Annotated in this window: 25 protein-coding genes; 16 read left to right on the top strand and 9 right to left on the bottom strand. The window is 72.0% G+C overall.

Going from position 1 to position 24,995, the window contains the following annotated elements:
- Nucleotides 1–62: 62 nt before the first annotated feature.
- The 4 genes from HNR68_RS14205 to HNR68_RS14190 all read left to right on the top strand — a co-directional run bounded on the left by HNR68_RS14205 (nt 63) and on the right by HNR68_RS14190 (nt 4,578).
- Nucleotides 63–830, top strand: a complete 768-nt coding sequence (locus HNR68_RS14205) for an HpcH/HpaI aldolase family protein (RefSeq protein WP_150069842.1) — start codon at nt 63–65, stop codon at nt 828–830.
- The gene (locus HNR68_RS14200; protein ID WP_179721210.1) at nt 827–1,996 is read left to right on the top strand and encodes an exo-alpha-sialidase; all 1,170 of its coding nucleotides are present in this window, start codon (nt 827–829) and stop codon (nt 1,994–1,996) included. Before HNR68_RS14205 ends, HNR68_RS14200 begins: the two co-directional genes overlap by 4 nt.
- On the top strand, nt 1,993–2,934 hold the full coding sequence (locus HNR68_RS14195; protein ID WP_179721208.1) for a phosphoglycerate dehydrogenase: 942 nt from the start codon (nt 1,993–1,995) through the stop codon (nt 2,932–2,934). The genes HNR68_RS14200 and HNR68_RS14195 overlap by 4 nt, the downstream gene beginning before the upstream one ends.
- A gap of 246 nt (nt 2,935–3,180) precedes the next feature.
- Nucleotides 3,181–4,578 (top strand): Nramp family divalent metal transporter, encoded by a 1,398-nt coding sequence (locus HNR68_RS14190; protein WP_179721206.1) that lies wholly within the window; start codon nt 3,181–3,183, stop codon nt 4,576–4,578.
- On the opposite strand, the gene HNR68_RS14185 is transcribed toward HNR68_RS14190, so the two are convergent.
- Together HNR68_RS14185 and HNR68_RS14180 are read right to left on the bottom strand one after the other, a co-directional pair.
- Nucleotides 4,539–5,513: an NAD(P)-dependent oxidoreductase gene (locus tag HNR68_RS14185; protein WP_179721204.1), complete on the bottom strand. Its 975-nt coding sequence runs from the start codon at nt 5,511–5,513 to the stop codon at nt 4,539–4,541. The genes HNR68_RS14190 and HNR68_RS14185 overlap by 40 nt on opposite strands.
- 27 nt (nt 5,514–5,540) lie before the next feature.
- Complete coding sequence (locus HNR68_RS14180) at nt 5,541–6,881, bottom strand: Gfo/Idh/MocA family oxidoreductase (RefSeq protein WP_179721202.1); 1,341 nt, start codon at nt 6,879–6,881, stop codon at nt 5,541–5,543.
- 149 nt (nt 6,882–7,030) lie between these two features.
- On the opposite strand from HNR68_RS14180, the gene HNR68_RS14175 reads away from it, so the two are divergent.
- Both HNR68_RS14175 and HNR68_RS14170 read left to right on the top strand, forming a co-directional pair.
- Nucleotides 7,031–8,044, top strand: a complete 1,014-nt coding sequence (locus HNR68_RS14175) for a LacI family DNA-binding transcriptional regulator (protein WP_150069836.1) — start codon at nt 7,031–7,033, stop codon at nt 8,042–8,044.
- A 26-nt stretch (nt 8,045–8,070) separates the two neighbouring features.
- Nucleotides 8,071–8,382 carry a putative quinol monooxygenase gene (locus tag HNR68_RS14170; protein ID WP_150069835.1) on the top strand — a complete coding sequence of 104 codons (312 nt, stop codon included), beginning with the start codon at nt 8,071–8,073 and terminating at the stop codon, nt 8,380–8,382.
- Nucleotides 8,383–8,435: 53 nt separating this feature from the next.
- Here HNR68_RS14170 and HNR68_RS14165 read toward each other — a convergent pair whose 3' ends face one another.
- Both HNR68_RS14165 and HNR68_RS14160 read right to left on the bottom strand, forming a co-directional pair.
- Nucleotides 8,436–8,795 (bottom strand): hypothetical protein, encoded by a 360-nt coding sequence (locus HNR68_RS14165; RefSeq protein ID WP_179721200.1) that lies wholly within the window; start codon nt 8,793–8,795, stop codon nt 8,436–8,438.
- On the bottom strand, nt 8,792–10,228 hold the full coding sequence (locus tag HNR68_RS14160) for an Nramp family divalent metal transporter (RefSeq protein WP_179721197.1): 1,437 nt from the start codon (nt 10,226–10,228) through the stop codon (nt 8,792–8,794). The genes HNR68_RS14165 and HNR68_RS14160 overlap by 4 nt, the downstream gene beginning before the upstream one ends.
- Nucleotides 10,229–10,464: 236 nt before the next feature.
- Here HNR68_RS14160 and HNR68_RS14155 point away from each other — a divergent pair, with 236 nt between their 5' ends.
- From HNR68_RS14155 to HNR68_RS14145, 3 genes are all read left to right on the top strand, one after another.
- On the top strand, nt 10,465–11,511 hold the full coding sequence (locus HNR68_RS14155; RefSeq protein WP_170301633.1) for a LacI family DNA-binding transcriptional regulator: 1,047 nt from the start codon (nt 10,465–10,467) through the stop codon (nt 11,509–11,511).
- A gap of 235 nt (nt 11,512–11,746) precedes the next feature.
- The gene (locus HNR68_RS14150) at nt 11,747–12,745 is read left to right on the top strand and encodes an alcohol dehydrogenase catalytic domain-containing protein (protein WP_179721195.1); all 999 of its coding nucleotides are present in this window, start codon (nt 11,747–11,749) and stop codon (nt 12,743–12,745) included.
- Nucleotides 12,746–12,764: 19 nt separating this feature from the next.
- Nucleotides 12,765–14,066, top strand: coding sequence for an MFS transporter (locus HNR68_RS14145; RefSeq protein WP_179721193.1), 1,302 nt, complete (start codon nt 12,765–12,767; stop codon nt 14,064–14,066).
- 41 nt (nt 14,067–14,107) lie between these two features.
- Here HNR68_RS14145 and HNR68_RS14140 read toward each other — a convergent pair whose 3' ends face one another.
- The 3 genes from HNR68_RS14140 to HNR68_RS14130 form a co-directional block, all read right to left on the bottom strand.
- The gene (locus tag HNR68_RS14140) at nt 14,108–14,872 is read right to left on the bottom strand and encodes a GntR family transcriptional regulator (protein ID WP_179721191.1); all 765 of its coding nucleotides are present in this window, start codon (nt 14,870–14,872) and stop codon (nt 14,108–14,110) included.
- Between the two features lie 139 nt (nt 14,873–15,011).
- Entirely contained in the window at nt 15,012–15,683 is a 672-nt protein-coding gene (dhaL, locus tag HNR68_RS14135; protein WP_343050141.1) for a dihydroxyacetone kinase subunit DhaL, read from the bottom strand.
- Nucleotides 15,684–15,693: 10 nt separating this feature from the next.
- Nucleotides 15,694–16,689 (bottom strand): dihydroxyacetone kinase subunit DhaK, encoded by a 996-nt coding sequence (locus HNR68_RS14130; RefSeq protein WP_179721189.1) that lies wholly within the window; start codon nt 16,687–16,689, stop codon nt 15,694–15,696.
- Nucleotides 16,690–16,849: 160 nt separating this feature from the next.
- Here HNR68_RS14130 and HNR68_RS14125 point away from each other — a divergent pair, with 160 nt between their 5' ends.
- The 4 genes from HNR68_RS14125 to HNR68_RS14110 all read left to right on the top strand — a co-directional run bounded on the left by HNR68_RS14125 (nt 16,850) and on the right by HNR68_RS14110 (nt 21,722).
- Complete coding sequence (locus HNR68_RS14125; RefSeq protein WP_179721187.1) at nt 16,850–17,632, top strand: class I fructose-bisphosphate aldolase; 783 nt, start codon at nt 16,850–16,852, stop codon at nt 17,630–17,632.
- A gap of 82 nt (nt 17,633–17,714) precedes the next feature.
- Nucleotides 17,715–19,022, top strand: coding sequence for an FGGY-family carbohydrate kinase (locus HNR68_RS14120; RefSeq protein WP_218888301.1), 1,308 nt, complete (start codon nt 17,715–17,717; stop codon nt 19,020–19,022).
- 50 nt (nt 19,023–19,072) lie between these two features.
- The gene (locus HNR68_RS14115; protein WP_179721183.1) at nt 19,073–20,326 is read left to right on the top strand and encodes an MFS transporter; all 1,254 of its coding nucleotides are present in this window, start codon (nt 19,073–19,075) and stop codon (nt 20,324–20,326) included.
- A gap of 121 nt (nt 20,327–20,447) precedes the next feature.
- Nucleotides 20,448–21,722: an SLC13 family permease gene (locus tag HNR68_RS14110; RefSeq protein WP_179721181.1), complete on the top strand. Its 1,275-nt coding sequence runs from the start codon at nt 20,448–20,450 to the stop codon at nt 21,720–21,722.
- 78 nt (nt 21,723–21,800) lie between these two features.
- Here the strand turns inward: HNR68_RS14110 and HNR68_RS14105 are convergent, their stop codons facing one another.
- Nucleotides 21,801–22,010 carry a hypothetical protein gene (locus tag HNR68_RS14105; protein WP_179721179.1) on the bottom strand — a complete coding sequence of 70 codons (210 nt, stop codon included), beginning with the start codon at nt 22,008–22,010 and terminating at the stop codon, nt 21,801–21,803.
- A gap of 38 nt (nt 22,011–22,048) precedes the next feature.
- Between HNR68_RS14105 and HNR68_RS14100 the strand changes: the two genes are divergently transcribed.
- Both HNR68_RS14100 and HNR68_RS14095 read left to right on the top strand, forming a co-directional pair.
- Nucleotides 22,049–22,786 (top strand): alpha/beta hydrolase, encoded by a 738-nt coding sequence (locus HNR68_RS14100; RefSeq protein WP_179721177.1) that lies wholly within the window; start codon nt 22,049–22,051, stop codon nt 22,784–22,786.
- 75 nt (nt 22,787–22,861) lie between these two features.
- The gene (locus HNR68_RS14095; protein ID WP_179721175.1) at nt 22,862–23,746 is read left to right on the top strand and encodes an NAD(P)-dependent oxidoreductase; all 885 of its coding nucleotides are present in this window, start codon (nt 22,862–22,864) and stop codon (nt 23,744–23,746) included.
- A 10-nt stretch (nt 23,747–23,756) separates the two neighbouring features.
- Here HNR68_RS14095 and HNR68_RS14090 read toward each other — a convergent pair whose 3' ends face one another.
- Complete coding sequence (locus HNR68_RS14090; RefSeq protein WP_179721173.1) at nt 23,757–24,500, bottom strand: LysR substrate-binding domain-containing protein; 744 nt, start codon at nt 24,498–24,500, stop codon at nt 23,757–23,759.
- Nucleotides 24,501–24,561: 61 nt separating this feature from the next.
- Between HNR68_RS14090 and HNR68_RS14085 the strand changes: the two genes are divergently transcribed.
- Nucleotides 24,562–24,966 (top strand): DUF5997 family protein, encoded by a 405-nt coding sequence (locus tag HNR68_RS14085; protein ID WP_179721171.1) that lies wholly within the window; start codon nt 24,562–24,564, stop codon nt 24,964–24,966.
- Nucleotides 24,967–24,995: the final 29 nt, after the last annotated feature.

Raw genomic sequence — 24,995 nt, 5'->3', positions numbered from 1 at the left:
TGCGATTTCAAGGGAAATCGCGGTCCCCCGGACGACGAGCCCGGAGAACAGGAGCAGATCCCGTGAACGCACTCGAATTCGCCCGCCGCGTCCGCAGCCGCCAGCAGGCCATCGGCTACTGGGTGGTGCTGGACGACCCGATCGCCACCGAACGCCTCGCCCGGCTCGGCTACGACTACGTCGCCGTCGACGCCCAGCACGGCCTGCTCGGCTACACCGGCATCCGCAACGCGATGCTCGCCATCGACGCCGGTGCCACGTCCGCGGCCGTGGTGCGCGTCGAGCAGAACGACCCGTTCGCCATCGGCCGGGTGCTCGACGCGGGCGCGACCGGTGTCATCGTGCCGCTGGTCGACACCGCCGAGGACGCCGCGGCAGCGGTCCGCGCCACGCGCTACCCGCCGGAGGGCCGCCGGTCCTACGGGCCGATGCGCTCGCAGCTGCGCGTCGGCCCGAACCCCTCCGAGGCGAACGAATCGGTGCTGGTGCTGGCCATGATCGAAACCCCGGAGGGGCTGGCGAACGTCGCCGAGATCTGCGCGACCCCCGGCCTGGACGGGGTGTACGTCGGCCCGTCCGACCTGCGCCTGGCGGTCGGGGGTGCGACCTCGACCGACCCTGCGGTGGACGACGTCTTCGAGGCCGCGGTGCAGAAGATCGCCGAGACCGCCGCGGAGGCCGGGATCGCCGCGGGCATCCACACCCCCAGCGGGGAGGTCGCCCAGCGCAGGCTCGCGCAGGGCTACACCTACGCGACGGTGGCCTGCGACCTCGTGCACCTGGAGCAGGCGGCGAAGGCGCACCTGTCGGCAGCGCGGGGCGAGCGGTGAAGCTGCGCGAGAACGGCCCCGGCCGCACCGACGCCACGCTCACCGCCCCGGTCGCGCAGTGCCACGCGGCGAACCTCGCCGTGCTGCCGGGTGGTGACATCGGCTGCGCCTGGTTCGGCGGCACCCAGGAGGGCGTGCACGACATCCGGATCTGGTTCTCCCGCCTCGCGCCCGACGGTGACACCTGGTCGCAACCCATCGCGCTCACCGGCGACCCGGACCGCTCCGAGCAGAACCCGGTGCTGTTCACCGCACCGGACGGCGTGCTGTGGCTGCTGTGGACCGCGCAGCGCGCGGGCCGCCAGGACACCGCCGAGGTGCGGTCCCGCCGCTCCGCCGACGGCGGCCGGACCTGGGACGAACCGCGGGTCCTGCTGCCCGCCGACGAGCTGGGCGGGGTGTTCATCCGGCAACCGGTCCAGGTCACCGCGGCGGGCACCTGGCTGCTGCCCGCCTTCCGCTGCATCACCGCGGCCACCGGCACGTGGTCCGGCGGTGACGACACCAGCGCGGTGTACGCCAGCGACGACGCGGGCGCGACCTGGACGCGCTACGACGTGCCGAGCAGCCGCGGATCGGTGCACATGAACGTCCTGCCGTCCGACGCGGGCTACGTCGCGTTCTACCGGAGCCGCTTCGCCGACGTGATCCGCACCAGCACCTCCCCGGACGGTCTCAAGTGGACGGTCCCGGAACCGACGCAGCTGCCCAACAACAACTCGTCGATCCAGGCGACCGGGCTCGCCGACGGCCGGATCGCGCTGGTCTACAACGCCAGCAGCGCGGCCGACGCCACGCACCGCCGGGCGGGCCTCTACGACGAGGTGGACGAGCACGGCGCGCTCGCCGGGCAGGAGCGCGCAGCGGTCGCCGTCGACGGCGGCTGGGACGACCGGGAGGCGTTCTGGGGCGCGCCGCGAGCACCGCTGGCGCTGGCGACCTCGGCCGACGGCGGACGCACCTGGCACCGGCACCCCGACCTCGCCCGGGGTGAGGGCACCTGCCTGACGAACAACTCCCGCGACGGGCTCAACAAGGAGCTGTCCTACCCGTCGATCGTCCAGGACGACCGCGGCCGCGTGCACGTGGCGTTCACCCACCACCGCTCGTCGATCTCCCACGTCCGGCTCGACCCGGACTGGCCCGGATGGCAGGAGACCGCATGACCCTGGTCCTGATCACCACACCGACGTTCGGCCGGTTCTCCGCCGAACCGTGGGACATGCTGTGCGACGCGGGCGTGCGCGCCGAACGGCCCTGCGAGGACGGCGCGCTGCCCCGCGCCGACATGCTCGACCGGGTTCCGGAGGCCGAAGCGCTGATCGTCGGCATGGACCGGATCGACCGCGAGGTGTTCGAGGCGGCACCCCGGCTCAAGGTCGTCGCCAAGCACGGCGTCGGCTACGACAACATCGACCTCGACGCGGCGCGCGAGGCTGGAGTCCGGGTGGTCTACGCGCCCGGCAGCAACTCGCGCGCGGTCGCCGAGCTGACCTTCGGGCTGCTGCTCGACGTCGCGCGCGGGATCACCGCGAACGACCGGGGCGTGCGCGCCGGGGGCTGGCCCAAGACCTTCGGCGGCGAGCTGGCCGGGCGCAGCCTCGGCATCATCGGGTTCGGCCGGATCGGCAGGCTCGTGGCCGGGTACGCGACCGCGTTCGGCATGACCGTGGCCGCGCACGACCCGTTCCTGCCCGCCGAGGCCTTCGGCGACGTCCCGGCGGTCGACCTGGACACCGTGCTCGACAGCGACGTGGTGAGCCTGCACCTGCCCGCGACGCCCGGGGCGGAACCGCTGCTGGACCGCGACCGCCTCGCCGCGATGCGCCCCGGCGCGATCCTGCTCAACGCCGCGCGCGGCGGGCTGGTCGACGAGTCGGCCGCCGCCGAACTGCTGAGCAGCGGGCACCTGGCCGGGGCCGGGTTCGACGCCTTCGCCGTGGAACCGCTCGCCGACAGCCCGCTGCGCACCGCGCCCAACGTGGTCCTCACCGCCCACATCGGCGCGTGCAGCCGGGAGGCCAACCGGACGATGGGCGTCGCCGTCGCCGAAGGCGTGCTCGCAGTGCTCAACGGCACCGAACCACCGCACGCCGCCGCGTGAACCGATCTGAGACATCCGCCCTCGGTCAACCGCGGTTTCAGTTGAAACTGCGGAAACCCGTGGCCGGGGATCGCAGTTTCAACTGAAACCGCTCCCCTGACGATCCGCAGCACTGGAGCGCCGGGCGTTCAGCTCCGCGCAGGAAGCAAGGAAATCCATGGAGATCGAGCACGCCAGAACCCGCCGAACGAGGTTGATCGGGATCGACTTCGCCAAGCACCGCAACGATTTCCCGGAGTCAGCCCGATGAGCGCCACCGCCACGACGACGGACCTGTACGCGCTGAGCGCGGACGACGTCAAGGAGCCGCCGGCGACGTTCCGGGCCAGGCTGCGCCACCTCGGCCCCGGCATGATCCTCTCGGCCGCGGTGGTGGGCTCGGGCGAGCTGATCCTGACCACCTCGCTCGGCGCCCGCGCCGGTTTTGCCCTGCTGTGGCTGATCATCGTGGCCACCACGGTGAAGGTCTGGGTGCAGCTGGAGCTCGGCCGCCTCACCGTCCTGTACGGACGACCAGCGCTGGAGGCGTTCAGCGACGTCAAGCCGCGCACCCGGCGGGGCGGCTGGATCAACTTCCTGTGGATCGGCATGGACTTCGCCAAGATGTTCCAGCGCGGCGGGATCATCGGCGGCACGGCCGCGGCGTGCTCGGTGCTGTGGCCGATCGCGGGTGCCCCGCTGAGCTGGACGTCGACCGCGGTGTGGTCGCTGATCATCGTCGCGGTCACGGTCGCGCTGCTGCAGAGCAGCCGCTACTCGGTCGTGGAAACGGCTTCGGTGATCGCGGTCGCGGTGTTCACCCTGATCACCGTCGCGCTGGCGCTGGCGCTGCCGTTCACCGAGTTCGGCTGGACGCCGGGCGATCTCGCGAGCGGCCTCGAGCTGGCGGTGCCCGTCGGAGCGCTGGGCATGGCGGTGGCGATGTTCGGCCTGACCGGCGTCGGTGCCGACGAGATGACCACTTATACCTACTGGTGCATGGAGAAGGGCTACGCCCGCTGGACCGGCCCCGCCGACGGCACCCCCGAGCGGGACCGCCGCGCGGTGGGCTGGCTGAAGGTGATGCGGCTGGACGTCGCGGTGTCGTGGCTGGTGTGCACCCTCTGCACGCTGTCGTTCTACGTCATCGGCGCCTCGGTGCTGCACCCGCAGCAGCTGGTGCCCGAGGGCAACGACATGATCACCACCCTCTCCCGGATGTACACCGACACGCTCGGCCCGTGGGCGGAGGTGCTGTTCCTGCTCGGCGCCATCGCGGTCCTGTTCTCCACGATCATCGGCTCGACGGCCAGCGTCCCCCGGCTGTGGACCAACACGCTCGGCATCCTCGGCGTCCTGGACTGGAAGAACCCCGAGGTGCGCAAGCGGACGATCCGCATCCTGACGTACTGCCTGCCACCGCTGTGGGCGGCGTCCTACCTGTTCGTCCAGTCCCCGGTGCTGATGGTCCAGATCGGCGGCTTCGGCGGCGGCGTCTTCCTCGTCGCGGTGGTGATCGCGGTGTGGTACCTCCGAGCGCACGAACCGGACAAGCACCTCCGCCCCCACCCGCTGGTCACCGCAGCCCTGATCCTGAGCAGCCTGGCGATCGCCGCCCTCGGCGTCTACTCCGCCCTGGAGGTCTTCGGCATCGAGATCAGCTGACCGGATCCGTCCCGAACAGCACCGCCCGCCGGTTCGCGGTGGGCGGTGCTGTTCGCGACGGTTCGGAGCAGGCCCGAGTGGTCCAGGTCGCCGTCGCCGGCGACGACCATCCTGCCGAACTGGGCGCGCAGGAGCTCGGCCACCTCCGACGGCGCACCGGCGCTGTTCGCCGCTTCCACGGCGAACACGAGGTCCTTCAGCTGGTTCCGGGCGCTGCCACCACCGGTGAAGTCCTCGCTCAGCCAGCGCGCCGACTTCTGGTTCAACACCTCGGATCCGGCGAGACCGCCGCCGAGCGCCCGCAGCAGGTCCGCGCGGGGCAGACCGCCGCGCTGCGCCAAGCAGAGCGCCTCGCACAACGCCGCGATCGTGCCCGCCACCACCACCTGGTTGCACGCCTTGGCCAGCTGCCCGGAGCCGCACTCCCCCATGCGCACCACCGTTTCCGCGACCGCGGCGAACACCGGTTCCAGCGCCTCCACCGCGTCCGGATCGCCGCCCACCATCAGGCTCAGCGAGCCGCGTTCCGCACCGGGCACCCCGCCGCTCATCGGCGCGTCCACCACCCGGACCCCGTGGTCGGCCCGCAGGCGCTCGGCGAATTCCCGCACCGCGACGGGCGAAACGGTCCCGTGCACCACCAGGATCGGGTCCACCGCGCCGCGGCCGCGCCACCCCGCCAGCAGGCCTTCCGGGCCGGTGAGCAGGGACTCGACCTGCGGGAGGTCCGGCAGCGCGGTGAGGACCACGTCGCAGGCGGCTTCGGCCGGTGACGCGGCCTGCCGGGCCCCCAGCTCCACCACGCGCGACGCGCGTTCGGGCGTGCGGTTCCACACGGTGAGCGAGCCGAGGCGGCGAACCAGGTTGGCCGCCATCGGCTCACCCATCGGCCCCAGCCCGAGCAGGGACACCGAACGTGCGGCGGATGTCGTCATCGTTGCTCGCAATCCTCGCGCGGCCGGTCAGTCCCGGGCCAGGAGCTGTTCGGCTTCCGCCCGGAGTTCGAGCACCTGCGCGAAGGAGTCGTCGAGCTCGACGTCGTCGCGGGTGAGGACGGCACCCTTCGGGATGTCGCGCCGCAGCTTCACGTGGTGCGCCAGCGCGATCGGCAGCGCGCCCCGCTCCACCGAGGCCCGGGCCGAGATCAACTTGCCCCACACCGTGTAGCCGCCTTCGCCGTCGAGCTCGTCACCCGCCTTCAGGTCCTTCTTCGCCGTCGCCACCACGTCGCCGAAGAAGCCCTTCGGCGCACCGGTCGGCACCCCGCGCAGGACGGCGTTGGCGATGGTGATCCCGAGCTCCAGCCCGACGTAGTGGTAGGGCCGGTACAGCGCGGCGTACTGCTTCGTCGGGTCCGGGTGCCAGGGGTACTCCGCGAAGCAGCCCGAGACGTAGTCGTTGGTGGCCTTGACGACGACGAAGACGCCCTCCTGCGTGTTGTGCGGGATCCAGTCGCCGTCGCGGGTCACGCTGGACATCACGTCCACCGACCCCTCGTGCGCCAGCACACCGCCGGATTCCCTCGGTCGGCAGATGGTGGCGATCTCCTCGACGTCGCCCGGGGTGAAGGTGAGCCCGTCGTCGGAGGGCACCAGGCCCGCGGCGTTGGCGACGGCGGCCATCTCGATCGCCGCTTTCGTGCCGTCCCGGAACGCGGTGTGCATGTAGGGGTTGAGCTGCCCGGAATCGGTGAGCTCCTTGGAGAACTCCCAGTTCTCCCACACGTTGTCCGGGTTCATCTCGTGGTAGTGCTCGAGGTACTTGGCGCCCTTGCCCGCGCACACCACCTGGAACCCGGAAGTCCGCGCCCAGTCGACGAGTTCCATGATCAGCGCCGGTTGGTCGCCGTAGGCCAGCGAGTAGACCAGCCCGCGGTCGGCGGCCCGCCGGGCGAGCGCCGGTCCCAGCAGCGCATCGGCCTCGACGGTCACCATGACGATGTGCTGGCCGGTCTCGATGGCCTTCAACGCGTGCGAGGTCCCCGCGATGGGGTTCCCGGTGGCCTCCACGACCACGTCGATATCCGGGGTGAACAGCTGGCTCGCCTCGGGCAGGACTGCGGTCCGGTCGCTGGACAGCGCGTCGGCCAGATCGGTCACGACGGCTTCCTGCGGCCAGTCGACCAGCTTGAGGGCCCGGTGCGCGCGGTCGAGGTCGATGTCGGCCACCGCGGCCACGTGCACACCCGGAGTCGCCCGGACCTGGGCGAGGAACATCGTGCCGAAGCGACCAGCGCCGATGACCCCGACCCGGATCGGCTTGCCGTCCTGTTCGCGCGCCAGCAGCAAATCGTGCAAGTTCACCGGAAACTCCCGAGGTGGTAACATGTGGTAACGGTTCCAGTTTTGTACCACCCCGGGTTTCCGGCCGTCAACGCCCGACCGCGCCGATCACCTCCCGCCCCGGCCCACCCGCAGCGGTGGCTTAGGGTCCGAGCTCGGGAAGGAGTGCCATGAAGAAGGCGGCAACCATTCGAGACGTCGCCGCGCGGGCGGGCGTGTCCGTCTCGGTGGTGTCACGCGTCCTCAACGACACCGGCCCGGTCGCGCCGGAGAAGCGGGCGAAGGTGCTCGCGGCGATCGACGCCCTCGCCTACCGGCCGCGCGCCGCCGCGCGGCAGCTGAGCCAGGGCCAGAGCAGCACCGTCGGCCTGCTGCTGGCGGATCTGACCAACCCGTTCTTCGCCCGGCTGGCCGACCGCGTGGTCGCCGAAGCTCGCTCGCGCGAGCTGCAGATCGTGCTCATGACCACGCAGGAGGACCCGCACCTGGAGGCGCAGGCGCTCGACACCCTGCTGGACCGCTCCGTCGGAGGCCTGATCGGCACGCCGACCAGCGCCAACGTCGAGCGCTGGGCGAAGCTCGCCGCGCTGGACATCCCGGTGGCATTCGTGGACCGGGCGATCGACGGGCTCGACCAGGTCGACGTGGTCAGCATCGAGAACGTCGACTCCGCTGCGACCGCGACGGCGCACCTGCTCACCCGCGGGCACCGGCGGATCGGCCTCGTCTCCGGCCCGCTGGACACCACGACCGGGTCCGACAGGGTGCGCGGGTACGAGCGGGCGCTGCAGGAGCACGGGGTGCCCGTGGACGACCGCCTGGTGCGCCCGGTGCCGTTCCGCGGCGACCAGGGCGCCGACGTGGTGGCGCAGATGCTGGCCCTGGACGAACCGCCGACCGGCCTCATCGTCGCCAACACCGCGCAGGTGCGCGTGGTGCTACGGATGCTCTTCCAGGCCCGGGTGTCCATTCCGGACGACCTGTCCGTGGTGGTCTTCGACGACAACCCGTGGACCGAGCTGATCCACCCCCCGCTGACCGCGGTCCGCCAGCCGATCGAGCTGCTCGCGCTGCACGCCGTGGAGCTCATCCACGCGCGCATGCGGCAGAAGCTCGCCCCCCGGCCGCGCCACGTCCGCGTCGCCGCTGAGTTCTCGGAGCGGGCCAGCACCGCACGAGTGTGACCTGTCAGCACCAGATCGGAGCGAACATGCCAGTGATCGTCACCGCCGTCTTCGAACCGCTGCCCGACTCCCGAGCCGCGGCGAAGCAGGCCATCCAGGCCGCGCTCCCGGCCGTCCACGAGGAAGCGGGCTGCGTCCACTACGCGCTGCACGACGCGGCGGACGGCTCGCTGGTCCTCATCGAGAAGTGGGAGTCCCAGGAGCTCCTCGACGCCCACTCCGCCGGAGCGCCGGTGGCGCGGCTCAACGACTCCCTGGCCGGACTCCTCCGATCAGCCCCGACCGTCACGCTCATGACGCCGCTGCCCGGCGGGGACCCGGCCAAGGGCCAGATCTGACGAACCGGTGTGCCACCGAGCCGCGAAGGCCCGGTGGCACACCGGTTCTCGCATCAGGCTTCGGCTCGCGTCCGGACGACCATCCACGAGCAGCAGAGCCCGATGGCGGCCGCGATCACGGACAACGCCGGTTGGACGACCAGCAGCGCCACGGTGAGCAGGCAGGACGACGCGGTCATCGCCCGCCAGATCCGCACGTTCCGCTGGACCTCGCCGCTGGCCCGGCGCTGCCGGGCCCCTTCTGCGGGCCGCGCGGGCGCGGCTCGCCACCCGAGGTAGACCTGCGATGCGGCCGCCAGGGCGAAGATCGCGGCCCAGAGCCACGATCCCTCGGCTGCCCGGAAACCGGCCAGCAGCAGGAAACATCCGGCGCCCAGCAGGTGTCCGGGGGTGATCTGCCGCGCCGCGCTCATCGCAGGAACCCTGAGTATTGGGCCAGCGCGATGAGCCCGGCGACCAGCAGCACGGCCGAGGACGCGGCGATGAGCAACCGCCCGGTGCGGCCGACCCGGAAGGACTTCGGCAGCACCCGGCGTTCCAGCACCAGCAGGCCGAACCCGTAGATCCCCACCGCGACGGTTCCGCCGACGATGTTCGCCGGGCTGATCAGCGACACCAGGTCCGCCCCGGTGAGAATCAGCGCGAGGCCGCCGACCAGCACGTAGCCGTAGACCCAGCGGCGGGTCCGCGCGACGCCGCCCTCGCGCACCCGCTTCGAGACCGCGGACAGCGATTCGTGGGTCGTGCGGGTGTAGACCTCCCAGATCGCGTACATGGTGCCGAGGAAGACCATGATGATCGCGACGATGTAGAAGTAGCGCAGGACCGGGTGGATGATGCCCAGCACGTCGCCCTGGTAGGTCAGCACGTTGTTCCCGCTGGGCACGTTGTGCGCGGCCCCGAGGATCTCCTTGCCGGTGATGATGAAGGCGACCGCGGTCAACCCCATGGTCGCGAAGCTCAGCACGACGTCGCCCAGCGGCGCTCGGGCCCAGCCGCGCACCCGGCGGCGCTCCTCCGGGGTGTCGGCCAGCTCCAGCGGCCCGGCGGTCGACGCCGCGCCGTCGCGACCGGGCAGCCCCAGCGCACCCCACCGCTTCTCCCGCATCAGGCCCGCGTAGCCGATGTAGTCGTACATGCCGCCACCGAGACCGCCCATGAAGACCACAGCCTCCACCCACGCGGACCGCTCGGCGATCTCCGGGTACTCGGCGAAGACGAACGGCTCGTAGCCGAGGCCCTGCGGCACGAAGCCGCCGAGCACGTCGAGCCACTGCGGGTTCGCGGCGAACACCGCGACCACGACCAGCGCCACCTTCAGCGCGACGATCGCGATCTGGGCGCGTTCCAGCAGCGCGTACCAGCCGAACCAGGCGATCGCGGCGGCCAGGACGAGCAGCACCAACCCCCAGGCGACCGCGGCCCCGCCGACGACCTTGTTCAGGTAGCCGCCGATCCCGGACGCCAGGGCGCTGGCCACGAACGGGAAGGACAGCACCGCCAAGGCGCCGATGAGCAGCGGGAACCAACCGCGCGGCCCCGGGATCACCCGCGCCAGCCCGCTCATCGGGTGTTCCCCGGTCAGCACGATGTAGCGGTTGGAGGAGTAGATCACCGCGGCCTTCGCCACCGTGCCGACCACCACCACCCACAGCACTGCGAAGCCGAAGACCGCGCCCATCCGGGAGGCGAGAACGGTTTCCCCGCTGCCCACGGTCAACGACGCGATGATCGCGCCCGGCCCGAAGAACTTCACGATCGTGGCCAGGCTCAGCCGGCGCCGCGCGAGCTCCGTGGGGACCTCCGGCAAGCACGCCCGCTCGGCGGGCACCTCCCGAGCGCTCATGATCCGGTCCCCGTTGCGGGCGCGGGGTCTTCGAGAGGCCGATTTCGCCCGCCGCGGACGCGAGCTCGGGCAGTTCGGACGCCTGTCATGCTGACTCCCTCGTCAGTCATGTATAACGTTATACGAGATGTGCAACGTTGTACTTTGTGCCATCCGGCCACATCGGTGTCAACCCGCGAGGTGAAATCGACCGAGCGGCGAAGCTCCGGAAAGATGGCGGAATGCGGAGGAGGACCATGGCACGCGGCCGGGCACCGACGGTCAAGGACGTGGCCGAGCACGCCGGGGTGTCGCCGGGCGTGGTGTCACGAGTCGTCAACGCCAACGGCTCGGTCTCGGAGCGGACCCGCGAGCGGGTGCTCGCCTCGATCAAGGCGCTCGACTACCGCCCGCACAGCGCGGCCCGGGAACTGCGCACCCGCACCACGAACACCATCGGGCTGGTCCTGGCGGACGTGGCGAACCCGTTCTTCGCCCACCTCGCCGAGCACGTCGTCCGGCACGCCGCCGAGGTCGGCCTGGGCGTCCTGCTCACCACCACGCAAGAAGATCCCGCGATGGAACTGCGGAGCATCGAGCTGCTGATGCAGAAGCGGGTGCGGGGCGTGATCGCCGCGCCGGGCACCGGCAACGCGGCGGCCTGGCGGCACATGCGCGACCTCGGCATCGACCTGACCTTCGTGGACCGGGTCATCGACCGCATCCCGGGGATCGACGTCGTCGGCATGGACAACGAGAGCGCCGCCCACGCAGCGACCACAGCGCTGCTCGAGCGCGGCCACCGCCGCATCGCGCTGGTGAGCGGACCGAGCACCACCTCGACTGGGCATGAGCGCATCGACGGGTACCGCCGGGCACTGGACGAGCACGACGTCGCCGCAGACCCGGCGCTGGTGGCGGAACTGGCCTTCCAGCGCGCCGGGGTGGAGAACGCGGTGCGCGCGATGGCCGGGCTGGACGAGCCCCCGACCGCGCTCATCGTCGGCAACACCGCGGTATCCGCACACGTCGTGCGATACCTCCAGGAATGCGGCGTGCGCCTGCCCGAGGACCTCTCGGTGGTGGTGTTCCACGACGCGGAGTGGACGACGCTGATGACGCCGCAGATAACCGTCGTCCGCCACCAGCTCGACGATCTCGCCCGCACCGCCGTGGAGATGCTGCACAGCCGCATGAACTCCGACGAGCCGCTGCGCCGCCGCGAGATCCGCCTGGACAGCGAACTCGTGATCAGGAGCAGCCTCGCGCCCCCGCGGAAGCGCCGCGCCCTCCTGAACACCTGAGCGCGCTCCCGACGGTGGGCAGAACGCCAGCTCTGCCCACCACGGGTCCACTTTCGCGCCCGGCGCCGAACGGTTCCGGACCAGCTCGACGTCGCTTGTACGTACAGACCGTAACGTCTAGACAGTACAGACCATCGGGCGTACCTTGTTGGGCACTCGCCACCCGCACCGCGCACCGGCGAGCCCGGCGGCCGGGCTCCCCCGCCCGCCGCCTCCGACCCGAAAGGACGCGAAGATGCGTGCTGTTGTCCTCGACGGACGCGGATCGATCGAGGTCCGGGAGCTGCCCGATCCCGAACCGGGGGACGGGGATCTGATCATCGCCCCGGCCGCGGTGGGCATCTGCGGCACGGACCTGCACCTGGCCGTCGGCGACTACCCGACCGGATCGTTCCCCGTCGTGCCCGGGCACGAGTTCGCCGGCGAGGTCGTCGCGGTCGGCTCCGCCGTCCGGGACTTCGCCCCCGGCGACCGCGTGTGCGCGGACCCGAACGTGTCCTGCGGCGAATGCGGGCAGTGCCGGGCCGGAGCGACCAACCTCTGCCCGAACCTGGTGCCCATCGGGGTCGCCACCGACGGGGCGTGCGCCGAACTCGTGCGCGTCCCCGCGAAGGTCGCCTTCCGGCTGCCCGACGGGATGGACGCGCGCACCGGCGCGCTGATCGAGCCGCTGGCGTGCGTTCTGCACGCGGCCTCGCGCATCGGTCCCGTCGACGGGCAGCGCGTGCTCGTCTACGGCGCCGGGTCCATCGGCCTGCTGGCCGCCGCTTACGCCAAGGCCCGCGGGGCGCACTCGATCGACGTCGTCGAGCCCAGTCCCGTGCGGCGCGCCGCCGCGCTCGAGTTCGGCGCCGATGCGGTCCACGCACCGGGCGAGCGGCCCGGCGAGCGCGACGTGGACCTCGTCGTGGAAGCCAGCGGCCACCCCTCAGCGGCCGCGGATGCGTTGCTGCGCCTGGACAAGCGCGGAACGCTGCTGCAGATGGGGGTGGTCAGCCCGACCGAGCGCATCGACCTGTTCCCCTACGACCTGTTCGACCGCGAGCTCACCATCGTGGGCTCCCAGTCGCTGGCCACCGCGTACCCGGAGGCGGTCCGCGCGATCGCGGACCTGCCCGACCTGGCGTCCCGGATGGTCACGCACACCTTCGGCCTCGGCGAGTACGCCGAAGCGCTCGAAGCCGCGGGCTCCGACAGCGCCCGCAAGGTCCACGTCCTGCCCCAGCAGCTCTGAAACCCCTGAAGGGACAACGATGTCCACCTCCGCGACTGCCGCGCGCGTCGACCGCGGCGGAGTGATCGACCGCGTCGGTCTGCCCAGACCGCTGTTCTGGGGTTTCGTCGGCCTCCTGCTGTTCATGATCGGCGACGGCGTCGAATCCGGGTACATCTCGCCCTACCTCGTCGAGCACGGCGCGGGCACCCCCACCCGCGCGGCGGTCGTCATCACCGTCTACGGCGCCGTCGTGACGGCCGGTTCCTGGTTGTCGGGCGCGCTTTCCGACGTGTGGGGGCCGCGCCGCGTCATGCTGCTCGGCCTGGCGCTCTGGGGCGTGCTGGAGGTCGTCTTCCTCGCCGTGGCGCTGCCCACCGAGAACTACGCGCTGATGGTCATCACCTACGGCCTGCGCGGTTTCGGGTACCCGTTCTTCGCCTACGGGTTCCTGGTGTGGGTGCTGGCCGGAAGTCCCGCGCACCGCCTGGGTTCGGCGGTCGGCTGGTTCTACTTCGCCTTCACCGGCGGGTTGCCGACGCTGGGTTCGCTGGTGGCCAGCGGTTCGCAGCCGCTGATCGGCGAGTACGCCACCTTCTGGCTGTCGCTGGTGCTGGTGCTGCTCGGCGGCGCGGTGTCGCTGGTCGGCATCCGCCGCGCGAAGGGCGGCGACCGGCTGGCCCCGCCCGAGGTCTCCACCGGCCGCAGCGTGCTCAACAGCGTCGCGATCGCCTTCGCCAGCCCGCGCATCGCCGTCGGCTGCCTGGTCCGGATCGTCAACACCGCGCCGCAGTTCGGGTTCCTGGTGTTCCTGCCGACGGTCTTCGCCACCGACCTGGGCTTCGGCGCGTCCGGCTGGCTCCAGCTGGTGTTCGTGCTCGGCGCGGCCAACATCTTCGCGAACCTGTTCTTCGGCCTGCTCAGCGACAAGTTCGGCTGGCACCGCACGCTGCGCTGGTTCGGCTGCATCGGATCGGCGATCAGCGCCCTGTGCTTCTACTTCCTCCCGCAGTACGCGGGTCAGCACTACTGGGTCTCGGTCGCGTGCGCCGCGTTCTTCGGCGTCACCCTCGCCGGGTTCACGCCGATCTCGGTGCTCATGTCGCTGATGGCCCCCGGTCAGAAGGGCAACGCGATCGCCGTGCTCAACCTCGGTGCCGGAGCCGCGACCTTCGTCGGACCGCTCATCGTCGCGGTGTTCCTCGACCTCGTCGGAGCGGGCGGGGTGACCATCATCTTCGCCGCGCTCTACGTCGTGGCGGGCATCGCCGTCCGGTGGCTGCAGATCCCGGAGGAGTCCCAGCGCGCGGTCGCCGAGAGCCAGGCCCTGACCACCAGCTGACCCACCTCCCGCCCCGCCCTGCTCGTCGGCGGGGCGGGGCATCACTTCGCGCCGGTGACGCTGACGTTGACCTCCAGCGGGATGACGTCGCTGCACACCCAGGTGTCGTAGATGTCGAAGCGCTTCCCGGCGGGCGTCCACGAGGTCGACCGGATGTGCAGGATGGGCTCCGACTCGGACACCTGGAGCGCCTCCGCGATCTCCGGCGACGGCGACACGGCGCGGATCGCCCGGTGCGCTCCGCCCAGGGCGTACCCGGCGCTCGAAAGCAGCTCGCTGAGCGAGGCCTGCCCGGCCAGGACGTCCTTGGCACCGGCGATGACGGGGACGAGATCGGACGGGCTGTAGTTGATGCTGTAGAGCGCGGGAACCCCGTCGAGGGAGCGCAGCCGCACCAGCTCGAACCCGGCCGAGTCGGTCGGCACCTGCAACGCGCGGCAGACGTGGGCGGGCAGGATGACCGGGCCGTGGCGCAGCACCTCGGTCTGCACCGAGCGGTTCTGGTGCCCGATCGCGTTCTCCAGGAACCCTTCCGGTCCCTGGATGCCCCAGCCACCTTCGCCGGTCGGCTCGCTCGCGTACACGCCGCGGTTGGGCACCCGGGTGACCAGCCCCCGCGACTCCATCAGCTGGAGCGCCTGGCGCACGGTCGCCCGCGACAGGCCGAACTCCGCGCACAGCTCGTTCTCGCTCGGCAGCCGATCCCCGAGCGGGATCGAACCCTTGGCGATCCGCTGCTCCAGCACGGCGACGAGCTGCTGGTAGTACGGCGTCGTCGACTGGCGGTCGATCGCCTCGGCTGTCATCCGCGCACTCCCTCCGCTGCCCCGACCGGTCGCCCGGGGGTGCGCACCATCCTAGTCCGTACAGTCCGGACCGAGGCGGTCGACTCGACGTCCTGTCCGGCCGGATGCGGCCAACGTCCGCATCCGGCCGTACGGGTGCTCAGCTGCTGAGCCAGGAGGTGTCCGCCCGGCCGCCGACCTGCGCCGCCGCAGCGGCCTGGAGCACGATCGCGGCCGCGGCCGCGCCCGGGTCGATCACGCCGCGCGCGACCTCGCCGACGTAGCTGGCCCGACCTCGCTTGGCGAGCAGGTCGGCGGTGCTGCGCGCACCGTCCACTGCGGCCTGCGCGGCCCGCGCGAGGAGGAGGTCCGGGGAGTCGTTCGAGCCGAGCTGGCTTTCGAGCAGCTCGGCCGCCGGGGCGATGGCATCGACCATGGTCTTGTGGCCGACTTCGGCGCCGCCGTAGCGCTGCACGGTCGCCAGACCGGCGGCCAGCCCGCGGGCGAACTCCGCGAGGGTCGGTTCGGCTCCCGCCGCGCACCGCGACAGCTCGCGGAAGAACATCCCGAACAGCGGCCCGCTCGTGCCGCCGGTACCGAGGAATCCGCGCGAGACGGCGGTCAGCCAGCCCGCGTAGTCCTGCGGTCGGTCGGCGTCGATGTTGCGCTGCGCGCGGCGCAGGGCCGAGGCGATGTTGGTGCCGAAGTCGCCGTCGCCGGAGCGGCGGTCCAGGTCCCCCAGCTCGTCCGCGCGGCCGAGGAAGGTCTCGAGCAGGGCGTCCACCCAGCGGTGGCCGAAGTCCGGGGCGAGTGCGATGTCCGCGTTGTTCACAGCAGTTCCTTCACCAGGTCAGAGCGGGGGTGCGCACCGGGGCGTCCCACAGCGGGAGCAGGTCGAGGTCGGCGGGCAGCAGCGTCACCGACATGCCGTGCATGTCGAGCGAGGTCACGTAGCTGCCCACGAGCGAGCGGGCCACGGCGATACCGCGGCCGGCCAGGGAGCGGTGCACCGCGCGCGCGGCGACGCTGAGCTCCAGCGGGCAGGTCCCGCCGAGACCGTTGACGATCGCGATGACCGACGAGCCGCGAGCCGGTCCGAGCTCGGCGACGAGCGGTTCCACCAGCAGTTCCGTCAGCGCGTCCGCGTCGGCGAACGGGACCCGGCCGGTGCCCCGCTCGCCGTGGATGCCGACGCCCAGCTCCACCTCGTCGGCACCCAGCTCGAAAGCGGGCTCGGTCTCCCCGGGGTGGGTGCCCGCGCTGAGCGCGAGGCTCAACGTCCGGGCGTTGCGCGCGACCCGCCGCCCGAGCTCGGCCACCTCGCCGAGCTCGGCACCGGCTTCCGCGCTCGCGCCGCAGATCTTCTCGACGGCGAGCACCGCTGCGGTGCCCCGGCGGCCGGGACCGCCATCGGCGGTGTCGGTGGCCAGGTCATCGTCGACCAGGACCACCTCGGTCCGGACCGCGTCGTCGTCGGCGAGCTCCCCGGCGATCCGGAAGTTCAGCACGTCCCCGGTGTAGTTCTTGACGATCTGCACGACACCGCGCCCCGAGTCGGCGGCGATGGTCCCCTCGTGCACCTGCAGCGCGGTCGGGCTGGCGAAGACCGCGCCGGGCACCGCGACGTCGAGCATGCCCGCGCCGACGAAGCCCGCGTGCAGCGGTTCGTGCCCGGATCCGCCACCGGAAACGAGGCCGACCTTGTCGCGGGCCGGGTGCGCCCGCTTGACGATCCCGGCCTCGCGGTCGTAGGCGATCGTCGACGGGTGCGTCAGCGCGAGGCCCTCCAACGCCTCGTCCACCAGGTCTTCGGGGTTGTTCAGGATCTGACGGCGCACTGCGCGGTCCTCCTTCGGTCAGCGTCTTGACCGACCCCACGCTAGCGCTTACTGTTCGTACAGTACAGACTGTACGTACAAGTCAGATCCATCGAGATCTCCCACCCCCGGCCGACGCGGGCCCGAGGTGGCAGCTCCGAAAGAGGAAGCAGGACCTGGGATGTCCATGGAATACCGGATGCGCCGCACGCTCCCCAGCGATCGCGCCGCGATCATCATGCCCGTCGACCACGGCCTGATCTTCAACCGGATCGAAGGCCTGGAAACGCCGTCGGCACCGTTCGAGTCGTGGGCGGGCAGCGACATCACCGGGTTCATGATGACCCCCGGCCAGGTCAAGCAGACCGAAGCCTTCTTCGCGCGCAACCCGCAGCTGACCCGCGTGCTGACCATCGACACCTACTACGACCACACCCAGCTCGACGGCGGGGGCTCGCACAGCCTGATCACGACCGTGGAGGAAGCGGTCCGGATGGGCGTCGACTCGGTCAAGATGCTGTTCCCCTGGAACATCTCGCGCGCCGAGCGGGCCGCGCTGTGCAACCGGGTCGGCAAGGTCGTGACCGCCTGCGACGCCTGGGACATCCCGCTCGTCCTGGAGCCGGTGCTCATCGGCGCCCCGCGCACCGAGGAGGTCGTCGTCGAGGAGGAGAAGGTCGCCCGCATCGCCTACGACCTCGGCGCGCACATCATCAAGATCGCCTTCCCGGGCGAGGAGCGCACCCGCCGCCTCGTCGAGGAGCTCCAGGTCCCGCTGGTCATCGCCGGCGGCCCGCTGTCCGGCGAACCCGCCGAGACCGTCGACGCCGTCGCGCAGACCATCCGCGCCGGTGCCCGCGGCGTTATCGTCGGGCGCAACATCTGGCAGCGGGAGCGCACCGCGGCGGAGAAGGTCATGTCCGAGATCGCAACGCTGACCCGCAGCGTCGAGTTCGCCGACTGACGGAGCGGGACGGCCACCGGTCGATCGGAGGGGATGGCGGGAAGTGGGCACATCGTCGGCACGGGCTCGCGTCGTCGTCGGCTTGGACGTCGGCAGCACCAACGTCAAGGTCGTGGCGCTGGACGTGACGGGCCGCGCGGTGGCCCGGGTGCGCCGAGCGACCCCTCGCCCGGACGACGACCCGTCCATCGACGCCGACGCCCTGCTCGACCTCGTCGAGGAGCTGGTCCTGGAGGCCTGCGGGCAGCGCTTCGCGGTCGCCGCGATCAGCGCGGCCGGCGTCGGGGAGGACGGCGTCCTCGTCGACCCGGCCGGACGAGCGCTGACGCCCGCGCTGGCGTGGTTCGACCCGCGCCGCGCCGGGGTGTTCCGGGAACTCCGGGCCGAGCTCGGGTCGGCGGGCGGGATCGGCGTGCCGACCGATCCCGCCCGCACCCTCGTCGGCTGGTCGTGGGCGATGCGGCAGCCGGGCGCCGAACGAGCTGCGTCGTGGGTGGCGCTGACCGACTTCGCCTCCTCCCGGTGGACCGGCACCCGCTTCCTCAGCGACACCCTGGCCGCGCGCACCGCGGCCTGGCGGACCACGACCCGGTCCTGGGTCGCCGAACGGGTCCGGCTGACGTTGGGCTCGCCGCACCTGCTCCCCGAAGTGCTGCCGACGGGCGCGGTGGTCGGCGAATTGCGCTCGGAGCGCCTGCGCGACGTCCTGACCCCGGGTGCGGTGGTCGTCGCGGGCGGGCACGACCACCCGGTCGGCGGCTGGGGCGTCGACCGGCTGCGCCCCGGGGCGGTCCTCGACTCCATGGGTACCGCCGAGGTCGTGGTCGCGCAGTCGCCCGAGCCCGCGCTCGATCCCGGTGAGCGCATCGATACCGCGCCCGGCATCCGCCACCGCGGCACGACCCTGCTGCGGGTCGAGGAACTGGCCCGGAACGTGCAGTGGGCCGCGCAGGACCCCGCGGTCTCCGAAGCGCTCCAGCGGATCATCGCCGGTGATCTGCAACCCGATGACCACCTGTTCTCGACCGCGTTCACCCCGGGCGGCCCCGGCGGCGGCGCACCCAGCTACGCGCCGGACGCCCCGGCCGCACCGATCTCCCGGGCGTCGGCCGTCCTCGGAGCGCTGGCCGCTCTCGGCGGGCGCGCCATCCGAGCCGTCGCAGCGCACTCCCCCGGCGCCCCGGTCTACGCCGCAGGCGGCTGGGCGCGTTCCCGGGGGTGGGTCGAGGCCAAGCGGGCCGTCACCGGCACCGCCGTCGAAACCATCGCCGAGCCCGAAGTGACCGCCGTCGGCGCCGCACTGCTCGCGGCCTCCGCGATCGGCTGGGAAGTCGACCCCGCGGCCGCGCTCGCGCAGCACGCATCGCTGAACACCGCCAGCTCCCGCTGAACCGCTCCGAAGCAGAACCTCCTTTTCCCGCAACGAAAGGAGGATGGTCGATGCCGTCCTCTGCACGTCAGTCCCCGCTCGACCGGCTGGGTCTTCCCGCGCACCTCGCCTGGGGCTTCCTCGGCGTCCTGCTGTTCATGATCGGCGACGGCGTCGAGAGCAACTACCTCTCCCCGTTCCTGATCGGCGAGGGCTTCGGGGAGAGCCACGTGGCCGTGACCATCAGCGCGTACGGCGTGTTCGTCGCCCTCGGATCCTGGTTCGCCGGAACGCTTTCGGCGATGCTCGGGCCACGGCGCGTCATGCTGGTCGGCGCGGTGCTGTGGGTCGCCTTCGAAGCAGTCCTGCTGACGTTGGCCATCCCCAGCGGTTCGGAGGTCTTCGTCACCGTCGTGTACGGGCTCCGCGGCGTCGGCTACCCGTTCTTCGCCTACGCCTTCCTCGTCTGGCTCACCAAGGCCGCCCCCGCCCGCCAGCTCGGCACCTCCGTCGGCTGGTTCTGGTTCGTCTTCGGCACCGGGCTGCCCACCCTCGGCTCGCTGGTGGCCAGCGCAGCGATCCCCGTCGTCGGCGAGATGGGCACCTTCTGGATCGGCCTCGGGCTCGTCGTCCTCGGGGCGCTGTGCGCCCTGCTCGGCGTGCGCGACCTCGCCGACGCGGGACCCACCAAGGACGAGGACGGCTCGTCGCTGCGGGAACTGGTCAAGGGCGTCACCATCCTCTGGCGCGAACCGCGGGTCAGCGCAGGCGCTTTCGTGCGCCTGGTGAACACCGCGCCGAACTTCGCGCTGTTCGTCGTCGCGCCGATCCACTTCACCGAGACCATCGGCTTCTCCCAGAGCAGCTACCTGCTCCTGGTCACCTGCGTCTACACCGCGAACGTCTTCGCCAACCTGCTCTTCGGCGTCGTCGGCGACCGCTTCGGCTGGCGGCGCACGGTGACCTGGTTCGGCTGCGCGATGTGCGCGGTGGGCATCCTGCTGCTCTACTACGTGCCGCAACTGGTCGGGCCGAACTTCGCGGTGACCCTGCTGTGCTGGGCCGTCTTCGGCATCGGCCTGGCCGGGTTCGTCCCGCTGACCGCGTTAATGCCCGGCCTGGTGCGCCCGGGCGACACCGGTAGCGCGCTGGCGGTCTACAGCCTGGCGGCGGGCCTGTCGGCCTTCGTCGGTCCCGCCGTCGTCGGCCTCCTCGGCGGCACGGCGAACATGACCGCGATCATCTGGACCTTCGCGGCCCTCTACCTCCTGGCGGCCATCCTCAGCAGGACCCTGACCTCCCCGACCGACCCCGGCAGTGGCTGAGCCAGTTGGCCATTCGGTATTGACTTCGGCGGGCGGATCGCTGAAAGTGGCCTGGCCAGTCAGCCACTGTGCCGCGCACCACACCACGGTGCTCGGTCGCTCGCCCGGCAAGGAGGCAACGGTGCCGCCCGAGTTGATTTCGATCCTGGTGCTGGTCGCCGCGTTCGTCATCGCCACCACGCTCTCGATCAACATGGGCGTGCTGGCGTTCGCCGCGGCCTTCCTGGTCGGCACGCTGGTCGGCGGGATGTCCGAGGACGACATCTTCGCCGGGTTCCCCGGCGACCTGTTCGTCGTGCTGGTCGGCGTCACCTTCCTGTTCGCCATCGCGCGGGCCAACGGCACCACCGACTGGCTGGTGCGGCAGGCCGTGCGGCTGGTCGGCGGGCGGATCGCGCTGATCCCGTGGGTGATGTTCGGCATCGGCGCGGTGCTGACCGCCATCGGCGCCGTCAGCCCGGCCGCGGCCGCCATCGTCGCGCCGATCGCGCTGAACCTCGCCGCGCAGTACCGGATCAACCCGCTGCTCATGGGCGCGATGGTGGTGCACGGGACGCAGGCCGGGAGCTTCTCCCCGATCAGCATCTACGGCACGATCGTCAACGGCGTGCTGGACCGCAGCGGGCTGCCGGGCGACCCGGTGGTGCTGTTCCTGGGCAGCCTGGTGGTCAACGCCGTGATCGCCGCGGTCGTGTTCGTGGTGTTCGGCGGGCTGCGCCTGCGGCGCGCGGCCGAGGTGAAGCAGCTGGTCACCGTCGGCGCGGGCGCCGGGGGTGAGGAGCCCGTCGAGGAGATCGGGCTGAACCGGGACCGGGTGCTCACGCTGGTCGGCCTGGTGGTCCTGGTGGTCACCACGCTCGGGTTCGGCCTCGACGTGGGGCTCGTGGCGATGACCATCGCCGTGGTCCTGAGCGTGCTCTCGCCCAAGATGTGCAAGCAGGCTCCCGGCGAGGTCGCGTGGCCCACCGTGCTGCTGATCTGCGGGGTGCTCACCTACGTCGGCGTGCTGGAGACGATGGGCACGATCGACTACGTGGGCAACTCCGTGGCCAACATCGGCGTGCCGCTGCTCGCCGCGCTCCTGCTCTGCTACATCGGCGCCATCGTGTCTGCCTTCGCCTCGTCGGTGGGGCTCATGGGCGCGCTCATCCCGCTCGCCGTCCCGTTCCTGCAGGAGGGCAGCATCGGGGCGGTCGGCATGATCACCGCGCTGGCGGTCGCCTCCACGGTGGTGGACGTGAGCCCGTTCTCCACCAACGGCGCGATCGTGCTCGCCAACGCCAAGGGCGTCGACCGCGACGTGTTCTTCCGGCAGCTGCTGCGCTACGGCGCGATCATCGTCGCCGCCGTCCCGGCCGCGCTGTGGGTGGTGTTCGTGCTGCCCGGTCTGGGGTGACCCAGGGCGCTGTCCTCATCGGACTCTCCAGGCGCCGGAGCGGCGCTCGAGACTGCTGATCAGCGGCGTAGCATGGGATCACCGCTTGCTGGTACCGCGCCGCCGCAACCCGGTGATCACACCGACCGCTGCCACCGCACCGGTCCCGACGAGAGTCGTCGCGTAGGCCGGGTGCATCGCGGCGATCGGTTCCCACGCACCGAGCCCGATGCCGACCACCACTCCCAGGACGATCGCCGAGAGCACCACCCTGAACCAGCGCCGACCCGGGCGCAACTGAACGACCACGCCGTCGACCCTACGCACACCTCACGAGACCCCACCCCATGCACCTCGCAGAACACCGCCGCTGGATCACGCGTTCGCTGGCCGTGCTGGCCGCGGCCGCCGCGTGCGCGGTCCTCCTCTACGCACGTCCCCTGGCCGCCACCCCTGCCGCGCAGGACGCGATGCGCTCCGACGCGGCGGTCGCGGTCGTCGACCGCGCCACCGAGATCGAGCTCGTCCCCCGGGCCCGGCACCGCGACACCGGGCTGGTGTTCTACCCGGGGGCTCGCGTCGATTCCCGCGCCTACCTGCCCCTGCTGCGTCCCGTGGCCGAGGCGGGCTACCCGGTGGTCGTGCTCAAACCGCCGTTCGGCATGGCGATCCTCCACGCCGAGCAGGGGCAGCAGGTGCTCGGCCGCGCCCAGCGCTGGGTGGTCGGCGGGCACTCGCTCGGCGGTCCGGCCGCGGCCCGGCTGGCCACCCACCACCCGGATCAGGTCCACGGCCTGCTCCTGTGGGCCTCCTACCCGGACATCGACCTCCGCGGCGCTCGCGACCTCGACGTCACCTCGGTCTACGGCACCCGCGACGGGCTCTCCACGCCCGCCGACGTCCGGCGGGCACCGCTGCCGCCGGGCACCGAGTTCGTCGCCGTCCAGGGCGCCGTCCACACGCACTTCGGCGACTACGGCCCGCAGTCCGGCGACGGACAACCCGCCACCAGCCGCGCGGACGCCCAGCGCCAGATCGTCGCCGCAACCCTCGACTGCCTCCGACGCATCGACGCCCAACCCTGACGGACCCTGCCTGGCACGGTCACCGACCGGCTGCTTGTCTGGCGGTGCACGCACCGCCAGACCGAGGAGATCGACATGACCGACACGCTGACCACCAGCGTTCTTGGCACCGGGATCATGGGCGCGGCGATCGCCCGCAACCTCGCTCGCGCCGGTCACACCGTGCGCGTCTGGAACCGCACGCGGGCGAAGGCCGAGCCGCTGGCCGCCGACGGGGCGCACGTCGCCGACACGCCCGCCGAGGCCGTCCGAGGCGCTGATGTGGTCCTCACGATGGTGCACGACGGCCCCGCGGCGCTCGACGTGATGCGGCGAGCGGGCGCTCGCCCCGGCACGGCGTGGGTGCAGTCGACCACGGCTGGCATCGACGCCGTCGGCGAGCTGGCCGCGCTGGCCCGCGAGCAGCAGCTCGTCTTCTTCGACGCCCCCGTCCTCGGTACCCGCCAGCCCGCGGAGGAGGGGCAGCTCGTCGTCCTGGCCGCCGGGCCGAGCGGGAGCCGGGACGTGGTGACGCCGGTGTTCGAGGCCATCGGCTCCCGCACGGTGTGGACCGGCGAGGACGGTGCCGAGGCGAGCGCCACGCGCCTCAAGCTCGTGGCCAACAGCTGGGTGCTCGCCGTCACGAACGCCGCCGGTGAAGCCCTCGCACTGGCCAAGGGCCTGGGCGTGGAGCCGCAGCGGTTCTTCGACATCATCAGCGGCGGCCCGCTCGACATGGGCTACCTGCACGCGAAGGCCAGGGCGATCCTCGAGGACCGGCTGACCCCGCCGAGCTTCGCCGTGACCACCGCCGCCAAGGACGCCGAGCTGATCGTCCAGGAGGGGAAGGCGTGCGGCGTCCGCCTCGACGTCGCCGAAGCAGGAGCGCGGCGCTTCAACCGCGCCGCCGAGCAGGGCCACTCCGCGGAGGACATGGCAGCCGCCTACTTCGCCAGCTTCGAGGAAACCCCCCGGCGCTGACCGGCAAGGACTACGAACGGCGGCGCGGTTTCCCGCGCCGGGGTCCGGCCGAGCCGCGCGACCGGTTCCGGCCGGACGATCCCCTGGCAGCGGGCTTCTTGGCCTCGGCCGGTCGCTTGCGCTTGTCCTGCGGCGGTGTCGGCGGGCGACCGCGGGTGCTGTTGACCGTGCGGCCGCGCACGATCCCGATGAACTGCTCCTGCAGGTCCGTGGTCTCCTCCTCCGGCCAGGACAGCGCGACGCGGGACTGCGGGGCGTCGGTCACCGGCCGGTAGGTGAGGTCCTTGCGGTGGTGCAGGCGGGCCAGCGACTGCGGGACCACGAGCAGGCCCACCCCGGCCGCCACCAGCTCGACGGCGTCCCCGGTGGTGGCCGGGCGCTCGATCGCCGGTCGTCCGGGCGGGCCCGACCAGTCGAGGGTGTCGTCGAGGGGGTGCAGCACCACCTCGTCGGCCAGGTCGTCGCCGGAGACCTCGTCGACCGCGGCCACCACGTGGTCCTTCGGGACCACCACCACGGTCGTCTCGGTGTAGAGCGGGATCGCGTGCAGGCCCGCGCGGTCGGTCGGGAACCGGAGCAGCACCATGTCCGCCTCGCCGCGGCGCACCACGTCGGCGGCACCGGCGGCGGGCACCTGGACGAGCTCCAGCGGCACCTCGGGCACCCGCTCCGCCCACTTGCGCGCCCACTTGCCCGGCGTCACGCCCGGCACGTAGGCGAGCGTGAAGGGGGGCTGCTCGTCCGAACCAGTCACGCGGGCCAGGTTACCGGGCGTCACCGCAGGTGGTGCGGGTGCGGTCGATACCCTGGAGGGCATGAAGGCGCTCCAGACCTCCCAGACGATGAAGCCCGCGACCGCGGCGAAGAAGCTCAACGTGTACCTCGGAGCCACCCCCGCGGAGTTCCAGGAGGGCGCCATCTCGCGCGAGGAGCTCAACGCCCTGCAGGCCGACCCGCCGGAGTGGCTCCGCGAGCTGCGCCGCAACGGCCCGCACCCGCGCCAGGTGGTGGCCGCGCGGCTGCGCATCTCCATCGGCGGCTTGACCCGCGCGGGCATCACCGACCCGCTGACCACCGACGAGATCAACGCCCTGCGCGAGGAGAACCCCGAGTGGCTCCAGCAGGAGCGCGCCACCCAGCTGGAGGTCAAGCGCGAAGCCGCGCGCATCAAGGACAAGGCCGAGGCGAAGCGCGCCAGGGCCGACCAGCGGCGCGCCTGATCCTTAGTCCTCCCCGTCGGTTCAGCGCG

It is taken from the genome of Saccharopolyspora hordei, assembly GCF_013410345.1.
GTDB lineage: Bacteria > Actinomycetota > Actinomycetes > Mycobacteriales > Pseudonocardiaceae > Saccharopolyspora > Saccharopolyspora hordei.
Note: the sequence above shows the minus strand (reverse complement) of the source record. Positions and strands in the feature narration are given on the sequence as shown.